Source organism: Pseudoalteromonas sp. SCSIO 43201 (assembly GCF_023716725.1).
GTDB lineage: Bacteria > Pseudomonadota > Gammaproteobacteria > Enterobacterales > Alteromonadaceae > Pseudoalteromonas > Pseudoalteromonas peptidolytica.
Genome location: NZ_CP072683.1, coordinates 1,139,465 through 1,160,031 on the forward strand (window position 1 = coordinate 1,139,465; position 20,567 = coordinate 1,160,031).

15 protein-coding genes and 1 rRNA gene are annotated in these 20,567 nt (G+C 43.0%); all 16 read left to right on the top strand.

All coding sequences use genetic code 11. The features are described from left to right. Positions 1–34 precede the first annotated feature (34 nt). The 16 genes from rbfA (at position 35) to J8Z24_RS04965 (ending at position 20,422) form a co-directional block, all read left to right on the top strand. The gene (gene rbfA / locus J8Z24_RS04890; RefSeq protein WP_128732041.1) at positions 35–439 is read left to right on the top strand and encodes a 30S ribosome-binding factor RbfA; all 405 of its coding nucleotides are present in this window, start codon (positions 35–37) and stop codon (positions 437–439) included. Then, the gene (truB, locus tag J8Z24_RS04895; RefSeq protein ID WP_252095382.1) at positions 439–1,383 is read left to right on the top strand and encodes a tRNA pseudouridine(55) synthase TruB; all 945 of its coding nucleotides are present in this window, start codon (positions 439–441) and stop codon (positions 1,381–1,383) included. The genes rbfA and truB overlap by 1 nt, the downstream gene beginning before the upstream one ends. A 108-nt stretch (positions 1,384–1,491) precedes the next feature. After that, a complete protein-coding gene (gene rpsO / locus J8Z24_RS04900) occupies positions 1,492–1,761 on the top strand; it encodes a 30S ribosomal protein S15 (RefSeq protein WP_125252181.1) in 270 nt (89 codons plus the stop codon). A gap of 225 nt (positions 1,762–1,986) precedes the next feature. Further along, positions 1,987–4,113, top strand: a complete 2,127-nt coding sequence (gene pnp / locus J8Z24_RS04905) for a polyribonucleotide nucleotidyltransferase (RefSeq protein ID WP_252095383.1) — start codon at positions 1,987–1,989, stop codon at positions 4,111–4,113. A 611-nt stretch (positions 4,114–4,724) separates the two neighbouring features. Next, positions 4,725–5,612: a lipoprotein NlpI gene (gene nlpI / locus J8Z24_RS04910; protein WP_176032951.1), complete on the top strand. Its 888-nt coding sequence runs from the start codon at positions 4,725–4,727 to the stop codon at positions 5,610–5,612. Continuing rightward, a complete protein-coding gene (locus J8Z24_RS04915; RefSeq protein ID WP_252095384.1) occupies positions 5,590–6,717 on the top strand; it encodes a hypothetical protein in 1,128 nt (375 codons plus the stop codon). Before nlpI ends, J8Z24_RS04915 begins: the two co-directional genes overlap by 23 nt. 203 nt (positions 6,718–6,920) lie before the next feature. Continuing rightward, entirely contained in the window at positions 6,921–9,713 is a 2,793-nt protein-coding gene (locus J8Z24_RS04920) for a monovalent cation/H+ antiporter subunit A (protein WP_125252177.1), read from the top strand. Continuing rightward, positions 9,713–10,054 (top strand): Na+/H+ antiporter subunit C, encoded by a 342-nt coding sequence (locus tag J8Z24_RS04925; RefSeq protein ID WP_125252176.1) that lies wholly within the window; start codon positions 9,713–9,715, stop codon positions 10,052–10,054. The genes J8Z24_RS04920 and J8Z24_RS04925 overlap by 1 nt, the downstream gene beginning before the upstream one ends. Continuing rightward, positions 10,051–11,565, top strand: coding sequence for a monovalent cation/H+ antiporter subunit D (locus J8Z24_RS04930; protein WP_176032949.1), 1,515 nt, complete (start codon positions 10,051–10,053; stop codon positions 11,563–11,565). Before J8Z24_RS04925 ends, J8Z24_RS04930 begins: the two co-directional genes overlap by 4 nt. Further along, positions 11,566–12,102 carry a Na+/H+ antiporter subunit E gene (locus J8Z24_RS04935; protein WP_125252174.1) on the top strand — a complete coding sequence of 179 codons (537 nt, stop codon included), beginning with the start codon at positions 11,566–11,568 and terminating at the stop codon, positions 12,100–12,102. It abuts the gene before it with no gap. Then, positions 12,096–12,365, top strand: coding sequence for a K+/H+ antiporter subunit F (locus J8Z24_RS04940; protein ID WP_010370838.1), 270 nt, complete (start codon positions 12,096–12,098; stop codon positions 12,363–12,365). Before J8Z24_RS04935 ends, J8Z24_RS04940 begins: the two co-directional genes overlap by 7 nt. A 13-nt stretch (positions 12,366–12,378) precedes the next feature. Then, the gene (locus J8Z24_RS04945; RefSeq protein WP_128732073.1) at positions 12,379–12,705 is read left to right on the top strand and encodes a Na+/H+ antiporter subunit G; all 327 of its coding nucleotides are present in this window, start codon (positions 12,379–12,381) and stop codon (positions 12,703–12,705) included. A gap of 454 nt (positions 12,706–13,159) precedes the next feature. After that, positions 13,160–15,274 (top strand): methyl-accepting chemotaxis protein, encoded by a 2,115-nt coding sequence (locus J8Z24_RS04950; RefSeq protein ID WP_176032948.1) that lies wholly within the window; start codon positions 13,160–13,162, stop codon positions 15,272–15,274. A gap of 101 nt (positions 15,275–15,375) precedes the next feature. After that, positions 15,376–17,298, top strand: a complete 1,923-nt coding sequence (locus J8Z24_RS04955) for a DNA topoisomerase III (protein WP_252095385.1) — start codon at positions 15,376–15,378, stop codon at positions 17,296–17,298. A 77-nt stretch (positions 17,299–17,375) separates the two neighbouring features. Continuing rightward, positions 17,376–18,233: a tetratricopeptide repeat protein gene (locus J8Z24_RS04960; RefSeq protein ID WP_125252170.1), complete on the top strand. Its 858-nt coding sequence runs from the start codon at positions 17,376–17,378 to the stop codon at positions 18,231–18,233. A gap of 656 nt (positions 18,234–18,889) precedes the next feature. After that, positions 18,890–20,422 (top strand): 16S ribosomal RNA (locus J8Z24_RS04965). Positions 20,423–20,567 lie beyond the last annotated feature (145 nt).

The following is a 20,567-nucleotide window of genomic DNA, read 5'->3' on the forward strand; positions in this document are numbered from 1 at the left end:
GATCTCATAGATTTTGAAATTTTAAGTGGTGAAAATGAGAGAATTTTCTCGTACAGATCGCGTCGCACAGCAGATTCAAAAAGAAATTGCGGTGATATTACAACGCGAAATTAAAGATCCAAGACTGGGCATGGTAACAGTATCAGCTGTTGAAGTATCCCGTGACCTGTCCTATGCAAAAGTATTTATTACTGTATTAAATACCAATGATGAAGACAAAACGAAACAAAGCGTTGCGATTTTGAATGAAGCAACTGGTTATATTCGTTCACTGTTAGGCAAGCGTATTCGTGCTCGTATTATGCCGGAACTGAAATTCGTTATCGATAACTCGTTAATGGAAGGTATGCGTATTTCTAACTTGGTTGACTCTGTGATCAGAGAAGACAACGCAAAGCGTGGTCCGGAGTCTGGAGATAAAGACCAAGAGGAAGAATAATGGCGCGTCGCACCAAAGGCCGTGCGATTGACGGCATCCTGTTATTAAATAAACCGCAAGGCATTTCCTCCAATAAAGCGTTACAGCAAGCGAAGGGCATTTTCTTTGCACAAAAAGCGGGTCACACCGGCGCTTTGGATCCTTTGGCAACCGGTATGTTGCCAATTTGCTTTGGTGAAGCAACTAAGTTCACTCAGTTTTTACTCGATACCGATAAAACGTATGTAGTGAGAGCACAATTGGGGGAACGCACAACGACATCAGATTCTGATGGTGAGATTGTTGAAACGCGGCCAGTGGACATAACGCTTGAACAGCTAGAACGAGAGATTGCCAGTTTCTTGGGGGAATCTGATCAGTACCCTTCAATGTATTCGGCGCTCAAATATCAGGGCCAACCGCTATACAAATACGCCCGAGAAGGTATTGAAGTTCCGCGAAAATGCCGCAAGATTAATGTCTATCGCTTTACGTTAGATGAATACGACGAGCAAACTCAACAAATCCAAATGACAGTACATGTCTCTAAAGGCACTTATATTCGTACTATTGTCGATGATTTAGGAGAAAAGCTTGGGTGTGGTGCCCATGTGATTATGCTGCATCGCAGCGAGGTTGGTCATTATCCTAGTGATAAAATGATTACTTTAGTTGAGTTGGAAGCCTTACTTGAGAAAGCTAAAGCACAAGAGGTAGCACCTTCAACCTATTTGGATGAATTATTACTGCCAATGGATACGGCTTTGGTTGATCTGCCGGTTGTTGATATTACCGCTGAACAAGGTATTGCTTTTGGTCACGGACAAACGGTTACAGTCGCTAACTTACCTGATGGCATTGTAAAAGTAGTTGCCGATGGTAAATTTGTTGGCATTGGTGAGCGCAACCCACAAGGGTTATTGAAAGCAAAACGGGCGCTGTCTTCGGCTCAAACAGAATCATAGTAACATTCCCCTATGCAATGGAAGTTTATACTGATATAATCCGCCAGCTTCCGCTTTGGCTGAATTAGTGATCGGCTAAAGCATTACTAAACTTATTTTGGAGTTATTATGTCACTAAGCAATCAAGAAAAAGCAGAAATCGTAGCAAAGTTCGCACGTGCAGAAGGTGATACAGGTTCACCAGAAGTACAAGTTGCACTTCTAACTGCTGACATCAACAAGCTACAAGGTCACTTCGCTAACCACAAGCAAGATTTCCACTCACGTCGTGGTCTTCTACGTAAAGTTAGCCAGCGTCGTAACCTTCTTGATTACCTAAAAGGTAAGAACGTTGAGCGTTATGCTGCACTAATCAAAGAGCTTGGCCTACGTCGCTAATATTTTTGATTTCTTGTTGGAAATTTGTCCAACAGCAAAAAAGGGGCTAATAAGCCCCTTTTTTTGTGGCTGTTCTATCAGTATACTTACAACCGTTTAAAAATACTTTTAAACGAGCGTCAATTGGTCTGCCAATTGTAGTGCTTAAGTAAATTATGATGAGTTTATTTAAGACTGTGATTGGTCCCTGTTGACGTTGAAAAACAATTTAGTAAGGAAAATATTGTGCAAGCAATTATTAAAGAATTTCAACTAGGTCAACACACGGTGACTCTAGAGACAGGTGCTATCGCACGTCAAGCTGACGGCGCAGTACTTGCAAGCATTGGCGATACTTCAGTACTTGTTACTGTAGTTGGTAAAAGAGAAGCAGCACCGGGTCAAGACTTTTTCCCGCTGACTGTTAACTACCAAGAAAAAATGTATGCTGCGGGTCGTATCCCTGGTGGTTTCTTAAAGCGTGAAGGTCGTCCTTCAGACGGTGAGACATTAACTGCTCGTCTTATCGACCGTCCAATTCGTCCTCTATTCCCAGATGGCTTCGTAAACGAAGTTCAGGTTATCGCGACAGTGGTTTCTGTAAACCCTGAAATTCAACCAGATATCGTTGCGTTAATTGGTACGTCGGCAGCACTTGCTATCTCGGGTATTCCATTTAATGGTCCTCTAGGTGCAGCGCGCGTTGGTTTCATCGACGGTCAATATGTACTAAACCCAACTCTTAAAGAGCTAGAGACAAGTAAGCTTGACTTGGTTGTTGCTGGTACCGAAAACGCAGTATTAATGGTTGAATCAGAAGCTGAAGTACTGACTGAAGAAGAAATGCTTGGCGCTGTTGTATACGGTCACGAGCAATCACAAGCTATCATCAAAGCAATCGAAGAATTCGGCGCTGAAGCTGGTAAAGCTGCATGGGATTGGACTGCACCTGAAAAAGACCAAACACTTACCGAAAAAGTTGCGGCTATCGCTGAACAAAAAGTAGGTGATGCTTACCGTATTACTGACAAAGTTGCACGTAAAGAAGCACTTTCTGAAGCAAAAGCAGAAGTTATTGAAAAACTAGGCGCTGAAGTTGCTGAAGGCGAGTCACTAGATGAGCAAGTGGTAGGTAAAGAATTCAGCTCACTTGAGAAGAAAATTGTACGTAGCCGCATCATCGCTGGCGAAAAACGTATCGACGGTCGTGAACCAGACATGGTTCGTGCACTAGACGTAATGACAGGTGTACTGCCACGTACTCACGGTTCTGCAATCTTTACTCGTGGTGAAACTCAGGCACTTGTAACAGCAACTCTTGGTACTGAGCGTGACGCGCAGATGCTAGATGACCTAACAGGTACTCACAAGCATCACTTCATGCTGCACTATAATTTCCCTCCATTCTGTGTAGGTGAAACGGGTTTTGTAGGCTCTCCTAAGCGTCGCGAAATCGGCCACGGTAATCTAGCTAAGCGTGGTATTGCGGCAGTGATGCCAACTCTAGCTGAATTCCCATATTCAGTACGTGTAGTATCTGAGATCACTGAATCAAACGGTTCATCTTCAATGGCATCAGTATGTGGTACTTCACTTGCGCTGATGAATGCGGGTGTTCCAGTTAAAGCGTCAGTTGCTGGTATCGCGATGGGTCTAGTAAAAGAAGGCGAAGATTTCGTTGTACTTTCTGACATCCTTGGTGACGAAGATCACTTAGGTGATATGGACTTTAAAGTAGCGGGTACAGCAAATGGTGTAACTGCACTACAAATGGATATCAAGATCGAAGGTATCACCAAAGAAATCATGCAAATCGCACTTCGCCAAGCGAAAGCGGCTCGACTACACATCCTAGGTGTGATGGATCAAGCGATTGCTGCGCCTTCAGAAGAGTTATCTGAATTTGCTCCACGTATCTACACGATGAAGATCCCAGCGAAGAAGATTGCTGAAGTTATCGGTAAAGGTGGTGCGACAATTCGTCAGCTTACTGAAGAAACAGACACAACGATTGAAATTGAAGACGACGGTACAATCAAGATCGCTGCAACGAATGGTAATAGCGCAAAAGCAGCTATCTCACGTATCGAAGCCCTTACAGCTGAACTTGAAGTAGGTACGCTTTACACTGGTAAAGTTATCCGTATCGTTGACTTTGGCGCCTTCGTTAATGTACTTCCTGGCAAAGATGGCTTAGTACACATCTCACAGATCAGCACAGAGCGTGTAAATAACGTGTCTGATCACTTAACTGTAGGCCAAGAAGTAAAAGTTAAGGTATTAGAGGTAGACCGTCAAGGTCGTGTACGTTTAAGTATCAAAGAAGCACTAGAGTCTAACGCTGAGCAGCCAAAAGAAGAAGGCGCAGAGTAATTTAAACATTACTTTTTACGTAGACTAGAAGTGGAAAGGGGCTGAATGGCCCCTTTTTTTATGCGCAGATGATGTTAACAGCGTTAAAAAATTCTTATTTAGAACAACTAAATAGCAAAATCTTTGCCTACTGATTGACGAGATTTTCTCGCCTCAAGATAGACCTCTTAATTAAGATCATAGGTATAATAATGAGTGCACCTTGCCGGTATAAGTGGTGGTAACGATGTTATCGACATGGCTCTTGCACCTCAAAATAGCTCACTTAATTAAGCAAATTAATATAAAATAATGAAACAAAACAGACTTTACCTAGTCTATAGAGGTTACAGCTAAATCGTATAATAGGTAATATTGGTGATTTAGTAATGCTATTTTGCTTAATACTCGCTCATTTTGAGAGAGCTTACGTCAGCAGAGTAAAAGGAGCTTTTAGTGAGTAATTAGGTTGCAACGCTATTGCTTTTTTATGTGGTCAAAGATAGTTTGGCGTTGGCTGAGTTGGGAAGCGGTTTTATTGGCAATATTTTATCGCTTTAAAATATAAAATTTAATTAAGCAAACCGATATAGCAACTCTAAACGGGCGAATGCCATTGAATGAGGAAGGAAATGAAGTTAGCGAATATAGTTGTGCCATTGATGCTATTAGGGCTGGTTGGATGTAAAAGCACACCGACAGAGGCCACTAAAAACATTGTAAATGTTCCGCTTGCAGTACCACTTCAGGCAAATTTTCGAAATGAAATTGCCATTGCTCGATTCAACGAGCTACTGTTACAGCCTGATATGGCGGTAGAACAGCGTGCTCAGCTACTTTATAACAGGGGTATGCTATACGATAGCATAGGGTTACAGACACTTGCGCGTATCGATTTTAACCGTGCGGTGCAACTTAAACCTGACTTGGCTGAGGTGTATAACTTTTTGGGCATCCACCAGACGTTAGAGCAAAACTATGGTCGTGCCTACGAAATGTTTGATGCCGTGTTGGAGCTTGATGAACAGCATGAGTACGCCTACCTGAATCGAGGTATTGCACTATATTATGGCGAAAGACCAGCATTAGCAGTACAAGACTTTAAGGCATTTTTAGCACGGGCGCCCAAAGACGCATATCGGATAATGTGGTTGTACTTAGCTCAGTCTCAAGTGGATCCCGAGCTTGCAAAACAAACATTGTCGGCGAATAGCGAGTCACTGGATCCAAATGAATGGTCTTCTCAACTCGTGGAGCTTTATCTAGGCACCTTGTCTGAGCCACAGTTTTTGGCGCAAATTGCTGAAGGTGTAAGTACACAAGAAGAATACGCACAACGTTTATGTGAGGCCTATTTTTATTTGGCAAAGCAAGCTCAGGCGACAGGAGATACCGCTTCAGCCATTAATTATTTCAAACTTGCGCTTGCGACTAATGTTTTTGAGTTTGTTGAGCATAAATATGCTCGTTTAGAGCTTGACTTGCTTGCTCGCTTAGATGAAGAACAAGACGCTAGTTAACTTTCTTCTATCAACAATTTTATTAGGGCTGCTTGTTTCTAGCAGCCCTAACTTTGCACACCTGTCGCCTGAGCAGCAATCTGGCCTCATAGTGGCGAATCCCACCCGCTACTTTCAGATTGCCCCAAAGTTCAAGCTCGCACCAGAACATGCAACGGATAAATTACTCAACACAATCGCGAGATTGCAGCAGCCTAATTGGGAATTTGAGCGTCTTAAAAGAATACTTGATGCTAGTCAAATGATTAAAGCGGAGCTTTTTCTGTTAGATGCTTGGGGGCGTTTTAGTCAAACACAACGACAGGCACTGCTGCACGACATCGTGAAGCAGGGGGCTTTTGACACATTACAAGCGCTGTCGACTCGTTACACATTGAGCGAGGAATTTACTACTTTGCTGCAAGTTTGGCGCGGTAAGCCAGTTAGCTCATTTTCACAAAGTGCACTTTTAGCGCCATTTCAACTAAGTTCTCAAATGCAATGGGGATCACAATCTTGCCAGTTTACGTTAGCACTTATTGCCAGTGATCTTAAGGGGCTGCATCATCTGCAGGTGCTAAAGCGTGCTTTCGAGCTAAGGCCAGAGCCAAAGAGGGGAGTATATTGCCTATCAAGACCGATTTATGTTGCTGAAAAGTTAAACTGCGAGAAATACCGCGGCTTTGCGACATGTAAATTGCAAAATAGCGATACTTTTGCACATTATGACCATCTGGTATTAATGGCTCGTGATGGTTTAGCTAATGTACGTCATCACACGATGACTTTAACGCCTGATAGTACCTATAACACGTTTATTCATGAGCTGATGCACTTTAGCGGTTTTGAGGATGAATACCCTGTCGCCACTGAAAAGGCAAAATGGTTATGCGCCAATTCAGGCCATAAGGCACCAAATCTTTACGTTGGTGAACAAGCACCAAACAATTGGGTGCCCAGTCGCACGTGCGAGCATGGTAAATTGCCGTCATACAAGCCATCTAAAGTACATTCTTTACTTGAATATCAATCAATCAAATTAAATGAAACCTACCGCAAGAAATGGCTCTTAGTGCTGAATTCACAGCGTTCCATAGATAACTTAGCGGTTAATTCTGCCGAATAATTTTGAATTTATTCTGAATAGTTTGTTAAGGTTGTCTAAAATAGCATCAGCTAGAAAGTGAAACCCTAGACAACTCAAACACTAATCAAGTATAACAGGGTTCATGTACGTGTGGTGAACGTGTACCGATTGCTCCAACTTGGAGGGCGCATCAGCATGTTAACCGAAACGAGCCATAACGACGCAAATAAAAGGTTTCATCTATGACTTTATTTTGGATACCATTGCTATCCTTAATTGGCAGTTTTATCTCTGCATTCACGGGAAAGCTCTCTCGTAATCAGTCAACTGCTATAACCTTAGTAGCGCCAGCATTGGCACTTTTACTCGCTATTGACCATGCGCCTGCTGTTTTTGCAGGAGAAACTATTCGATCGACATTCGAATGGGTTCCGCTTCTCGATATCAACATTGCCTTCAGACTCGATGGCTTGGCACTGTTGTTTGTCTTTATGATCTTAGGTATTGGTATGCTGGTTATCTTTTATGCCAGATATTACCTAAGCGCCAACGACTCAATGCCCAAGCTGTATGCTTATCTGATGCTCTTTATGACAGCTATGCTTGGTATTGTAATGTCCAATAATGTGTTGCAGTTGTGGCTCTTTTGGGAGCTTACCAGTATTAGCTCATTTTTACTTATTAGCTATTGGTGGCATAAATCTGAAGCGCGTAAGGGTGCGAAGATGGCACTGGCGATTACTGGCGGCGGCGGATTAGCACTGCTTGCGGGCCTTATGCTCATCGGTGATATTGTTGGAAGCTATAACCTTGATGTTATCTTGTCCAGCAGAGAGCTTATTCAATCACATGCTTTGTATGAAGTTGCTTTGATCCTTGTGTTACTCGGTGCGTTCACAAAATCAGCGCAGTTCCCATTTCACTTTTGGTTGCCACACGCGATGGCTGCGCCAACACCTGTCAGTGCCTATTTACATTCTGCAACTATGGTAAAAGCTGGTATATTCTTACTAGCACGTTTTTATCCTGCGCTAGCGGGTACAGAGCTGTGGTTTATTCTCGTAGGCTTAACTGGCTTAGCAACGCTGCTCGTTGGTGCCTATATTGCGTTATTTAAACATGATCTAAAAGGCCTTCTGGCGTTTTCAACGATTAGCCACCTGGGCTTAATCACTTTGTTGCTCGGCTTAGACACTGAGCTTGCAACAGTTGCAGCGGTATTCCACATCATTAATCACGCGACATTTAAAGCATCGCTATTTATGGCTACCGGAATCATCGATCACGAGACTGGTACTCGTGATATGCGTAAGCTCAATGGTATGTGGCGATTTATGCCATATACTGCGACGTTGGCGATGGTTGCGGCATCGGCTATGGCGGGAGTTCCTTTATTGAATGGCTTCCTATCCAAAGAGATGTTCTTTGCTGAAACGTTACATCAGCAATTGCTTGGTTCAATGTCTTGGTTGATACCTATCTTGGCGACAGTTGCGGGTGCGTTTTCGGTAGCATATTCAGCACGGTTTATTCACGATGTTTTCTTTAACGGTGAACCTATTGACTTACCAAAAGAGCCACATGAAGCGCCAAGGTATATGCGTTTTCCTATCGAAATACTTGTGGCATTGTGCTTGATTGTTGGTATGTTCCCAAATTTTGTTGTGGACGGAATGTTGAAAACGGCATCAAGTGCTGTACTTGGCGAAGCCGCGCCTGTGTTTGAGATTGCAATCTGGCATGGTTTTAATCTGCCTTTATTAATGAGTGGTTTAGCTGTTTGCGGTGGCTTATTCATTTACACACAACGTAAATATCTATTTCAATTCCAAGCTTCACTGCCACCGATGAATGCCAAAAAAGTCTTTGAGCGTACCATGTACAATATTGTTTCATGGAGCCGTGCACGCATCAACGCAATTGAAAATGGCTCACTTCAGCGTTACTTAATGCTGATGTTCATTGTAGTGCTAGTAAGTGCTGGTTGGCCATTATTTGAAATGTCGCAGCTGGTTGGAAATATGGAGCCAACGCCCATTGATGTTCACAATGCGATTGGTGCAGGGTTATTAATGATTGGTGCGATAGGAACCGTGATTTGGCACCGTACTCGTATGGTCGCACTATTAATGATTTCTGTCGTTGGTTTAATGGTATCGGTTGCCTTTACGCGTTTCTCAGCTCCTGATCTAGCCTTAACTCAGTTAACAGTAGAGGTCGTAACTATAATTCTACTAATGCTGGCGTTATTCTTCTTACCACAAAGGACGCCAAAAGAGTCTAGCTCTATTCGGGTGTTACGTGATTTAGGGATAGCTTCAGCCATTGGTGTGATCATCGGGAGCATTAGTTATGCGTTGATCACAAGGCCTCTGGATAGTATTTCAGAGTTCTTTATCGCAAACGCGAAAGTAGGCGGTGGCGGTACGAATGTTGTTAACGTCATCTTAGTGGACTTCCGTGGTTTTGATACGCTGGGCGAAATTACAGTACTAGGTATCGCGGCACTTGGCATTTATAAATTGCTTATTAATCTTCCACTATTTATGCCTGGTAGCGATAGTGAGGGTAGGCCTTGGGCTAAAGAGAAGTATCCTTTATTGCTAGCAAGTATCTCACAAAGCCTATTGCCGCTTGCGTTACTTGTGTCGGTTTATATTTTCTTGCGTGGCCACAACCTGCCTGGTGGTGGATTTATCGCAGGGCTTGTTACCGCAATAGCCTTTATTTTGCAGTACATTGCACATGGCTCAAATTGGATAGCTGAGCGCTTTGATGTGAATTATCGAAAGATTATCGCAACGGGTATCGCTATTTCACTCGCAACTGGTGTGGGGAGTTGGTTCTTTGACCGCCCATTCTTAACATCTTGGTTTGATTATTTTGATATACCTCTGGTTGGTAAAACTGAACTTGCCAGCGCGATTGCGTTTGACCTCGGTGTTTACATAACAGTGGTTGGTGCAACATTAATGATTTTGGCAAGCCTAGGAAAAGTAACGGCAAATGCGCCTAAAGAAGAGGTGAATATATAATGGAATTGCTATACGCATCGTGCGTAGGCCTGTTAGTTGCCTGCGGCGTATTTTTAATTTTAAGAGCAAGAACATTCCCTGTGGTACTGGGCTTAACGATGTTGTCCTATGCCGTTAATTTATTCTTGTTTGCATCAGGCCGGTTAACATTAAATAAGGCAGCTGTGCTTGGTTACAGTAGTGATTATGCAGATCCATTACCACAAGCTTTAGTGCTTACGGCTATCGTTATCGGTTTTGCGATGACTGCGTTTGTAGTGATTTTAGCTATCCGTGGGCGTTCTGATTTGGGGAATGACCACGTCAATGGCATTGTTCCTGAGAAAAAGGGTAAAGCATGATCCAACATTTGACCTCTTTACCGGTATTATTGCCAATGCTAGCAGGGGTGATCCTGCTTATGCCTCCTTGTGGAAAAAATGTAGACATTAGACGTAAAGTTTCCGTAATTATGTCATTGGTTACATTTGCAGTATGCGTGTCGCTTTTACTGCATGTGGATCAGACTGGAATTCAAGTTTATGCAATAGGCAACTGGCAAGCCCCATTTGGTATCGTGTTAGTTGCAGATCAGCTCTCGGCTTTGTTGGTAAGTTTAACAGCGCTGCTTTGTTTCGTTTGCTCACTATATAGCTGTGCTGGAGATGATGAAAAGGGCAGCTTCTTCCATCCATTGCTGCATTTTTTAGTGATGGGCGTAAATGGTGCGTTTTTAACTGGTGACGCATTCAATTTATTCGTATTTTTTGAAATTTTGTTGATTGCTTCCTATGCCTTGCTGATGCATGGAGGCGACAAGCACAATACGCGCGCCTCGTTACAATATGTTATTCTAAATTTAGTTGGCTCTTCGGTATTTTTGATTGCCTTAGGCATTTTGTATGGTGTGCTGGGCACGCTTAACATGGCTGATATGGCATATAAAATCACTTTCTTGCAGGGCGATGATGTATATCTTGCAAAAATTGGCGGCCTTCTGCTACTTGTCGTATTTGCTCTCAAAGGTGCATTGTTACCGCTACATCTCTGGTTACCTAATACTTATGCCACGGCATTGCCGGTTGTTGCAGCACTGTTCGCCATAATGACAAAAGTGGGCGTATATTCGATGATGCGCGTTTATACCTTAGTATTTGGAGACCAGGCAGGTGAGTTAAGCCACATGGCGCAAGAGTGGCTGTGGTGGCTTGCATTAGCAACGATAATCATGGGTGGAATAGGTGTACTTGCAAGTCAAGATTTACGTAAATTGTCAGCGAATTTGGTAGTAGTGTCTGTCGGCACTTTGGTGGCATTAGTGGCGGTACAATCAGTAAATAGTAGCGCCGCCGCAATTTACTATCTGGTGCACTCAACCTTAGTGTCAGCAGCACTCTTTTTGATCGCCGATTTAATTGGCAAACAAAGAGGGAAAGTCGGAGATAGAATAACCGCTGGTCGTCCTGTATCTCAACCCATGTTGCTCGGTATCTTCTTTGCTATCGCAGCAATTACTGTTATCGGTATGCCACCATTATCAGGCTTCATCGGCAAAGTATGGATCTTAAAATCAACGCTTGAATCGAGTCACACCTACTGGTTCTGGGGAGTGTACTTGTTGGTCAGTTTGGCCGTCTTGGTCAGTGTCTCTAAAGCTGGTAGTACAGTGTTTTGGCATCATACAGGTAAAGCGGATACACATTCTGCTGAAAACGCGCATCCAGCGCAAATAGTCGCAGTGCTTGTACTTATCACTTGTGCTCCATTAATGGTCATTTTTGCTGGGTCGTTGACTGACTATGCACTCTCAGCAGCAAATTCTTTGCATGACTTTTCTAGCATGACAAATGCAGTGTTAAAAGGAGCGAAATAAATGCGATTAGAAGCTCGATTTAAATGGCTACCTACGCCGTTTCGCAGTTTGCTACTCTTTTTGGTGTGGCTATTGCTGAATAACAGTGTTTCAGCTGGACACATTATTTTGGGCACCATACTGGCGATAGTTATCCCGCTAATCACCTATCGCTTCAGAACAAAACAACCGTTAATAATAAGACCTTGGCGTGCAGTTACTCATTTGCTGCTGGTTTTATACGACATTATCACTGCAAATGTAGAAGTAGCGATAAAAATCTTAGGACCAACAAAAAAGTTACAGCCAGGCTTTGTATTAGTACCGCTTGACATTGACCAAGCGATGCCCATCACTATTTTAGCCAGCACGGTATCGTTAACGCCGGGTACCGTAAGCGCAGAAGTATATCCATGGCCTGAGTCGCTGGGAGATAAACAGCATTCAGAACGTAAGTACCTGTTGATACATGTACTTGATCTTAAAGATGAGCAGTTACTGATTGACACCATAAAATCGCGCTATGAAAAGCCTTTAAAGGAGATCTTTGAATGTTAGAAACGGTAATTCTCATTGTCTTCGCTATGATAGGTGTGTCTCTATTACTGAACCTTTGGCGGTTAGTTGTCGGGCCATCTATTCCCGATAGGATCTTGGCGCTTGATACAATGTATATCAATACAATTGCATTGATTATTTTGTACGGCATGAGTATGGGGACCGCACTTTACTTTGAAGCGGCCTTGCTGATTGCAATGTTGGGTTTTGTGAGCACAGTAGCTGTATGTAAATACTTGTTACGTGGCGACATTATTGAATAGGAGCGGCAACAGAATGTCAGAGTGGATTATTTCTATATTATTGTTACTTGGAGGTTCCTTTGTACTGGTCGGTTCAATTGGACTGGTGAAGATGCCTGACTTTTTTATGCGCCTTCATGGCCCGACAAAAGCAACAACGTTAGGGATGGCATGCTTACTAACCTCTGCAATGGTATATTTTAGTACAACATCGGATGGTATTAGTGTGAAAGAAATTCTAATTTCTATATTCTTGCTACTTACTGCCCCTATTTCAGGCTATATGTTGATAAAGTCGGCCATTCATCACAGATTACCTAGTAATGAAAAAACAACGGGTAAGGATAAAATAAAAAAGTAGTGCTTAGGCACTACTTTTAGCATCCACCAGCTTCTATCAATGGCATTTACTCCAAGAGACTGCTTGAAAAGGAGCCTCTTGGTCTAAATGCCATGGCGAGCATACTAAAATAAATTATCTTCTCTCCTTTGGCGTTGCGCTAAACTTTAGCAGTTTCAAATGTATCTTCTATTTACTAGTCAATACGTTACTTTCAAATAAGTAGTATTTTTAGCTGCATAATTCTCGGTGCGTTATTAATTTTTTGCTACAGTTAAACAAGACTTCATACTTGCCGATAAGAATACATATGGGTAACTTGTGGTTCAGGTAAAAATGTTCAATTCATTGCTTTTACAAAACTGGCGACTAGAAAGCTTTGATTGTGCGGCGCTCAGGTTAACTATTTTTATCAAGTTAAGAAGAATGTATGGTGCAATTTGTTTGCATGTAAACGCTGAAAATTGGGAATGTTATGAAACAAGCTTCAATTAAAAACAAACTCTTATTTTTTGTAACAGTATTAGTAACGAGTTTAGTTGTTATATTAGTGGCAACGATGTGGTTTCATCTAGCGGAGGAAAATGCAAAGCAGAGCAAAGGAGTTCAACAAGCAATATACGATGAAATTTCTCAAGGGTTGGTAGCAAAAGCCAACCAATATGGTCAAAGGGTATCAGGGTTTGTTAATGAAGCCTATAGAGTACCCTATACTTTGGCTGGGATATTGTCCCATACTTCCAAGGAAAACCCACTGAGTCGAGAGCAAGTTCAAGAAGTGGTATTTGGTGCACTAGAGCAAAATAGGTTCGTCTCTTCCATGTACGCACAATTTGAGCCGAACGGTTATGACGGTGATGATACTCGCTTTACGGAAGGCGCTTCACATTCAGTCGTTAAATCCGGAACATTGGAGCTTTATTTTACACAAGAATCTACAGGACCTGTGCAACAAAAAGTTGAGTCAGCTGAAGCAAAGTACCTTGATAACATCAACGAATTTGGTTTGCGTGAAGCTGAGTGGTATCTCTGTGCAAAAGATAAAGTGGCGCCATGTATCATGGAGCCATATTTATATGAAATATCAGCGGGCAATGAGATGCTAATGACCTCGCTTACAGTCCCTGTTGTTGTTAATCGTCAATTTAAAGGCTTGGTCGGCGTGGATGTTAATTTGCCTATTTTCCAGACGCTGGTTGACGAGCTATCTGAGTCGCTTTATTCGGGAGCAGCTAAAGTAACCTTGCTGAGTGATTTAGGTCTTGTGGTCGGATCCAGTCATTATGACAAGCTTGCACGTCCACTGGCCGAGTCAACAACTACCGAGCGCGCTGACGTTTTACAGTCGCTACACAAAGGATCTGGTATTGAAGATTTAGAGAATGACTTGGTTGTATCCGTGCCAATCAATATCAAGTTACCTAATACAACCTGGTCTTTGGTCATTGAATTACCAAAAGCGATAGCACTCGAGTCTGCTACTACTTTGCAAAGTCAATTAGAGGAGTCAGCTAACTCTGTAGGACGCTGGATGCTGACAATTGGAGTGGTGATCGCAGCAATAGGGATCGCGATTGCATTTGTATTGGTTAACACGATTATTGGTCCTTTGACTCATATTCAAAAACGGGTAGAGAACTTAGCATCTAGCGAGGGAGATCTAACGCACGAATTAGAAGTGAGCCATCATGCAGAGCTTATCGCATTAGCTCAAGGCTTTAATCGCTTTACCGAAAAGCTCAGAAATATGATTGATGATCTTAAAGGGCTTGCGGAGTCTTCTTATGAACAGTCTCATCGCACTACAGAAGCTGCTATTAATATCAAAAATAAAGTCGCGAATCAGCATTTAGAAATCGACAGCGTTGTAACCGCGATTAACGAATTAAGTGCGACAGCCTCAGAGGTCGCAAGGGCGTCCGAGAAGGCGGCAGCCAGTACTAACCAAGCGGCAGACCAAGTTCAACAAAGCGAGCAAAGCATTATTAAAACGACTGAAACCGTACAATCAATGGCGGATCAAGTTATTGATGCAAAACAAGCTGTGGTTAAAGTATCGGAACGTAGCGATGATATTTCAAAAATACTCGAAGTGATCAGAGCAATCGCTGAACAAACTAACTTGCTTGCTTTGAATGCGGCAATTGAAGCCGCGAGAGCAGGAGAGCAGGGGCGTGGCTTTGCGGTTGTTGCTGATGAAGTTAGAGCTTTGGCATCGAAAACTCAAGCGTCAACAGATGATATAAGTAAGCTTATAGATAACTTGCAAAGCGAAGTTGCAAATTCCGGTCGAATAATTGAAAGCTCTGTAAAATTAGGCGAAGACGCAGTGAGTTACTGCCAAGAGTCAGCGCGGTTAATGAGCACACTAGTAGGAGAGCTTACCAGCATTTCTAACGAAGTAACTCAGATAGCGACAGCAGCAGAGGAGCAAAGTATGGTTACGGAGGAAATTAACACAAATACCACAGGGATCTCAGATGCGGCGGCAGAGCTATCTCAATTTGCGGATGAAGTAGAGCTAGCTGCAAGTTCTATGACACAAATAGTTGAGCAAAAGCATAAGCAGTTGAACTTGTTGAGAACTTAAGTAAAGCTAATCGTGGAAGGTTGTAGCAGTCACTTGATAGTTATGGCCTTTCTCGAAAAAATTGATTATATTAACTGTATCTATATACAGTTAATATAATCATGAAACTATATATCGCTGAAAAACCTTCCTTAGGCAGAGCAATTGCAGATGTTTTGCCAAAACCTCACAAAAAACAAGATGGATACATAGAGCTTGCCAACGGTGATGTGGTTTCTTGGTGTATTGGCCACTTACTTGAGCAAGCTGAGCCTGAAGATTATGACGCTAAGTATAAAAAGTGGCAGTTTCATGATCTACCAATCATGCCAGCGCAATGGCAGTTTAAAGCAAAAGCTAAAACAAAAAAGCAGCTTACTACATTAAAACGATTACTCACAAAAGCTGACGAAATATATCATGCAGGAGATCCCGATAGAGAAGGGCAGTTGCTTGTAGACGAAGTATTTCAATACGTATCGCTGCCAGAGCAAAAAAGAGCAACGATTCAACGCTTGTTGATCAGTGACTTGAATCCACAAGCCGTGAAAAAGGCACTGGCCTCAACACGTTCCAACCAAGAATTTATCCCTTTAAGTGTGTCTGCGCTTGCAAGAGCTCGAGCCGATTGGCTCTTTGGTATGAATCTAACCAGAGCATTTACGTTGGCTGGGCAAAAAGCGGGTGTGAATACTGTTTTGTCGGTTGGTAGAGTGCAAACTCCGGTACTCGGCTTGGTTGTTAGAAGGGATCTCGAAATTGAGAGCTTTGTATCTAAACCCTTTTATGAAGTGATCGCACACATCAATAAACCGGATTGGGGAGTTTTTGAAGCTAAGTGGGTGCCAAGTGAAGCATGTAAGCCTTATATGGATGAAGATGGACGTGTCTTGGTAAAAGCTTTGGCCGAAAATGTCGCTGCTCGGATCAATAAAAAGCAAGCAACGGTAAAGCAAGTTGAAACAAAACCCAAAAAGATAAATCCACCATTACCCTACAACCTTTCTTCTTTACAGATTGATGCAAATAAACGCTATGGTTTATCTGCTCAGCAAGTGCTGGATATTTGTCAAACACTCTATGAGAAACATAAACTGATCACATACCCCAGATCAGATAACCGTTATCTACCAAAAGAGCACTTTGCTGAAAGAGAGCAAGTGGTTTGCGCGGCAGAACATAATCAGGGGTTGGAAAGCAAATACGTTAAGTTAGCAGACATGAGCCAAAAAGGAGCGTGCTGGAATGATAAAAAAGTCGAAGCGCATCACGCGATCATTCCAACTACTAAAAAGCTTCGCAGTGCGCAGCTTGGTTATCAAGAACTGCAAGTTTATCAACTTATCTCGGTACAATACTTAGCACAATTCTTTCACCCATATCGCTACAATGAAACTCAGGTTGAATTAGAGATCGGTGGAGGCCAATTCAAAGCACAAGCCAAGCAAGTAATAGATAAAGGTTTTAAAGTTCTATATAAAAAACCAGAAACAGAGAAGGAAAGTCTTTTACCAGAGTTGCAAATAGGGGAGCCGCTACTATGTGACAAAGGAGAGGTGAAAGAGAAGCAAACTCAGCCGCCAAAACATTACACTGAAGCAAGTCTACTTGGTGCAATGACAGGCATTGCACGGTTTGTATCTGATCAATCAATTAAAAAGGTATTGAAAGATACGGATGGACTTGGAACAGAAGCAACTCGAGCTGGGATCATTGAGTTATTATTTAAAAGGCAGTTTCTGCGACGAGACGGTAAAACGATATACTCTACGGCGCTTGGCAAAGCATTTATTCAAACTTTACCAGAGTCGCTCTCATTACCAGATAGGACTGCGCTTTGGGAATCATTGCTTGGAAAGATTGCCAACAAAGAAACCTCCTATAACCAATTTATGCAGCCACTTCGTGACGAGCTGAGTGTTTTTATTAATAGTGCTCAGTCTATAAATATAACTGCGCTAAAAGAAGTACCGACAATGGCATTGAAAAAGCGCGGAGGAAAAAAGAGGAAATTTACTCGAAAGAGAAAGCCAAGCTCTACATAATTGTTTATGCTCGTAGTTGTAAATTCAGATATTGCCACTATATCAACCATATTGACTATTTATACAGATAACAGAGCATGAGCAATAAAATCCAACTTACCCCTGAAAATATTCAGCAAGTAATAACAGACCCAAACCCTGAGAAAGTGCTACTGTTGACATTTTATAGTGGCCAAAATCCCGAATGTGTTCAGCAGGACCAAATATTAGAGGGGATTGCTGCGACATATAGTGAGCATATCACGATTGGTGTTATTGATTGTGATGTTCAGCAAGCTCTAGCCTCTCAGCTTGCTCAACAAATTGGCTTACAAGCTTTACCTACCATCGTGGTTTTAAAAGGTGGAGCACCGGTCGATATGTTACCAGGTGTAAAAACTGAAGAAGAAATAAAAGAAGCGTTGTCGGCTCACTTACCATCGCCTGAACTAATATTACTAGACCAAGCTAAGCAATTTTTAGCAGAAGATGATCTAAACAATGCCTTTGTGTATGCGAAAAAAGCGTATGACATCGATAGTAGAAATACTCGAGTCAAATTGGTGTTTTCCGATATCTGCATACAAATTAAAAAATTTGATGAAGCGCAGGCTCTGTTAGATTCCATTAATGACGAAGAACGAGACCCTTATTACCACAATTTAGTTGCCAAACTAGCGCAAGCTACGGCAGCACAGGATTCACCAGAGGTAAGACGCCTAGAGCAAGCATTGGTGGCTGAACCAGAATCTTTGGACTTACGTTGCCAGTTAGCTCAAGCTCAGCTAGATGTAGGTAAAACAGAAGAGGCATTGGCAAGTTTACTGGTGGTACTTAAGAAAGACATGAACTTTGGTGAAGCAAAAAAGGGGTTTTTAGACATTATCGCTTCACTTCCAGATGGCGATAGTGTTGCTTCACAGTACCGTCGAAAACTATATAGCCTCCTGTACTAAAAAGCGAAGCTAATCGAGTCTTGAGATACAGCTGAAAAATTGTTCAGTTGTATCTTGCATCCTAGCAAATTTGATCAATACTTATGATCCCTCTAAAGAAATGGGTGACAGTTTTATGAAGGAAACATTTCATTAGTATGGATTTTAATAGGTTTTGTGTGTTTTTTGTTCGAGTGGCGGTTTTTTTGCAATTTTCTTTAAAAAAAGGGTTGCACTTAAATCGGATCTCCCTATAATGCGCATCCACCGACACGGGGAGCAACGCTGAAAAGCAACGAGCCAACGAGTCGGGAGTCAAATAAAACTTGAGTTTGAATACTTCGAAAGAAAATCAAAATTAAGTGTTGACAACAAGTGGGAAATGCTTAGAATGCACAACCCTCAGCGCTAACGGCGCAGTGGTGATGAGTCATCGCACCGGGTAACCGGAACTGTTCTTTAACAATATGAAGCAATCATCTGTGTGGGCACTCGTACAGATTGAGTTCTAACAGCAGAGTCTAGTTCGCTAGATGACGCAAACAAATTTAGAGTCTCAATTGAGCTGAGTGACCAACAGAATAAACATAGTTTATTCAGCACAGTCAATTCGATGCCGAAAGGTATCAAAATCAGAATTCAATGAGCATGAAACTTAGGTTTCAAAAAAAAACTTTTAATTGAAGAGTTTGATCATGGCTCAGATTGAACGCTGGCGGCAGGCCTAACACATGCAAGTCGAGCGGTAACATTTCTAGCTTGCTAGAAGATGACGAGCGGCGGACGGGTGAGTAATGCTTGGGAACATGCCTTGAGGTGGGGGACAACCATTGGAAACGATGGCTAATACCGCATAATGTCTACGGACCAAAGGGGGCTTCGGCTCTCGCCTTTAGATTGGCCCAAGTGGGATTAGCTAGTTGGTGAGGTAACGGCTCACCAAGGCGACGATCCCTAGCTGGTTTGAGAGGATGATCAGCCACACTGGAACTGAGACACGGTCCAGACTCCTACGGGAGGCAGCAGTGGGGAATATTGCACAATGGGCGCAAGCCTGATGCAGCCATGCCGCGTGTGTGAAGAAGGCCTTAGGGTTGTAAAGCACTTTCAGTCAGGAGGAAAGGTTAGTAGTTAATACCTGCTAGCTGTGACGTTACTGACAGAAGAAGCACCGGCTAACTCCGTGCCAGCAGCCGCGGTAATACGGAGGGTGCGAGCGTTAATCGGAATTACTGGGCGTAAAGCGTACGCAGGCGGTTTGTTAAGCGAGATGTGAAAGCCCCGGGCTTAACCTGGGAACTGCATTTCGAACTGGCAAACTAGAGTGTGATAGAGGGTGGTAGAATTTCAGGTGTAGCGGTGAAATGCGTAGAGATCTGAAGGAATACCGATGGCGAAGGCAGCCACCTGGGTCAACACTGACGCTCATGTACGAAAGCGTGGGGAGCAAACAGGATTAGATACCCTGGTAGTCCACGCCGTAAACGATGTCTACTAGGAGCTGGGGTCTTCGGACAACTTTTCCAAAGCTAACGCATTAAGTAGACCGCCTGGGGAGTACGGCCGCAAGGTTAAAACTCAAATGAATTGACGGGGGCCCGCACAAGCGGTGGAGCATGTGGTTTAATTCGATGCAACGCGAAGAACCTTACCTACACTTGACATACAGAGAACTTACCAGAGATGGTTTGGTGCCTTCGGGAGCTCTGATACAGGTGCTGCATGGCTGTCGTCAGCTCGTGTTGTGAGATGTTGGGTTAAGTCCCGCAACGAGCGCAACCCCTATCCTTAGTTGCCAGCGATTCGGTCGGGAACTCTAAGGAGACTGCCGGTGATAAACCGGAGGAAGGTGGGGACGACGTCAAGTCATCATGGCCCTTACGTGTAGGGCTACACACGTGCTACAATGGCAGGTACAGAGAGCAGCGAGCTAGCGATAGTGAGCGAATCCCTTAAAGCCTGTCGTAGTCCGGATTGGAGTCTGCAACTCGACTCCATGAAGTCGGAATCGCTAGTAATCGCGAATCAGAATGTCGCGGTGAATACGTTCCCGGGCCTTGTACACACCGCCCGTCACACCATGGGAGTGGGTTGCTCCAGAAGTGGATAGTCTAACCTTCGGGGGGACGTTCACCACGGAGTGATTCATGACTGGGGTGAAGTCGTAACAAGGTAGCCCTAGGGGAACCTGGGGCTGGATCACCTCCTTATACGATTTAGAACTTATTTGTTCGAAGTGTCCACACAGATGATTGTTGCTTGGCCTGATGGCTAAGTAATATTTGCTCTTTAAAAATTTGGAAAAGCTGAAAAATTAAATTCTGATAGATAACGTAAAGTTATTTATCGAGTTTT

Excerpts from the sequence above, each read along its gene's own strand:
- J8Z24_RS04960 (WP_125252170.1), top strand. The coding sequence starts at position 17,376 with ATGAGCAATAAAATCCAACTTACCCCTGAAAATATTCAGCAAGTAATA.
- J8Z24_RS04930 (WP_176032949.1), top strand. The coding sequence starts at position 10,051 with ATGATCCAACATTTGACCTCTTTACCGGTATTATTGCCAATGCTAGCA.
- J8Z24_RS04920 (WP_125252177.1), top strand. The coding sequence starts at position 6,921 with ATGACTTTATTTTGGATACCATTGCTATCCTTAATTGGCAGTTTTATC.
- truB (WP_252095382.1), top strand. The coding sequence starts at position 439 with ATGGCGCGTCGCACCAAAGGCCGTGCGATTGACGGCATCCTGTTATTA.
- J8Z24_RS04925 (WP_125252176.1), top strand. The coding sequence starts at position 9,713 with ATGGAATTGCTATACGCATCGTGCGTAGGCCTGTTAGTTGCCTGCGGC.
- J8Z24_RS04940 (WP_010370838.1), top strand. The coding sequence starts at position 12,096 with ATGTTAGAAACGGTAATTCTCATTGTCTTCGCTATGATAGGTGTGTCT.
- rbfA (WP_128732041.1), top strand. The coding sequence starts at position 35 with ATGAGAGAATTTTCTCGTACAGATCGCGTCGCACAGCAGATTCAAAAA.
- rpsO (WP_125252181.1), top strand. The coding sequence starts at position 1,492 with ATGTCACTAAGCAATCAAGAAAAAGCAGAAATCGTAGCAAAGTTCGCA.
- J8Z24_RS04955 (WP_252095385.1), top strand. The coding sequence starts at position 15,376 with ATGAAACTATATATCGCTGAAAAACCTTCCTTAGGCAGAGCAATTGCA.
- J8Z24_RS04950 (WP_176032948.1), top strand. The coding sequence starts at position 13,160 with ATGAAACAAGCTTCAATTAAAAACAAACTCTTATTTTTTGTAACAGTA.
- J8Z24_RS04935 (WP_125252174.1), top strand. The coding sequence starts at position 11,566 with ATGCGATTAGAAGCTCGATTTAAATGGCTACCTACGCCGTTTCGCAGT.
- nlpI (WP_176032951.1), top strand. The coding sequence starts at position 4,725 with ATGAAGTTAGCGAATATAGTTGTGCCATTGATGCTATTAGGGCTGGTT.
- J8Z24_RS04915 (WP_252095384.1), top strand. The coding sequence starts at position 5,590 with ATGAAGAACAAGACGCTAGTTAACTTTCTTCTATCAACAATTTTATTA.
- J8Z24_RS04945 (WP_128732073.1), top strand. The coding sequence starts at position 12,379 with ATGTCAGAGTGGATTATTTCTATATTATTGTTACTTGGAGGTTCCTTT.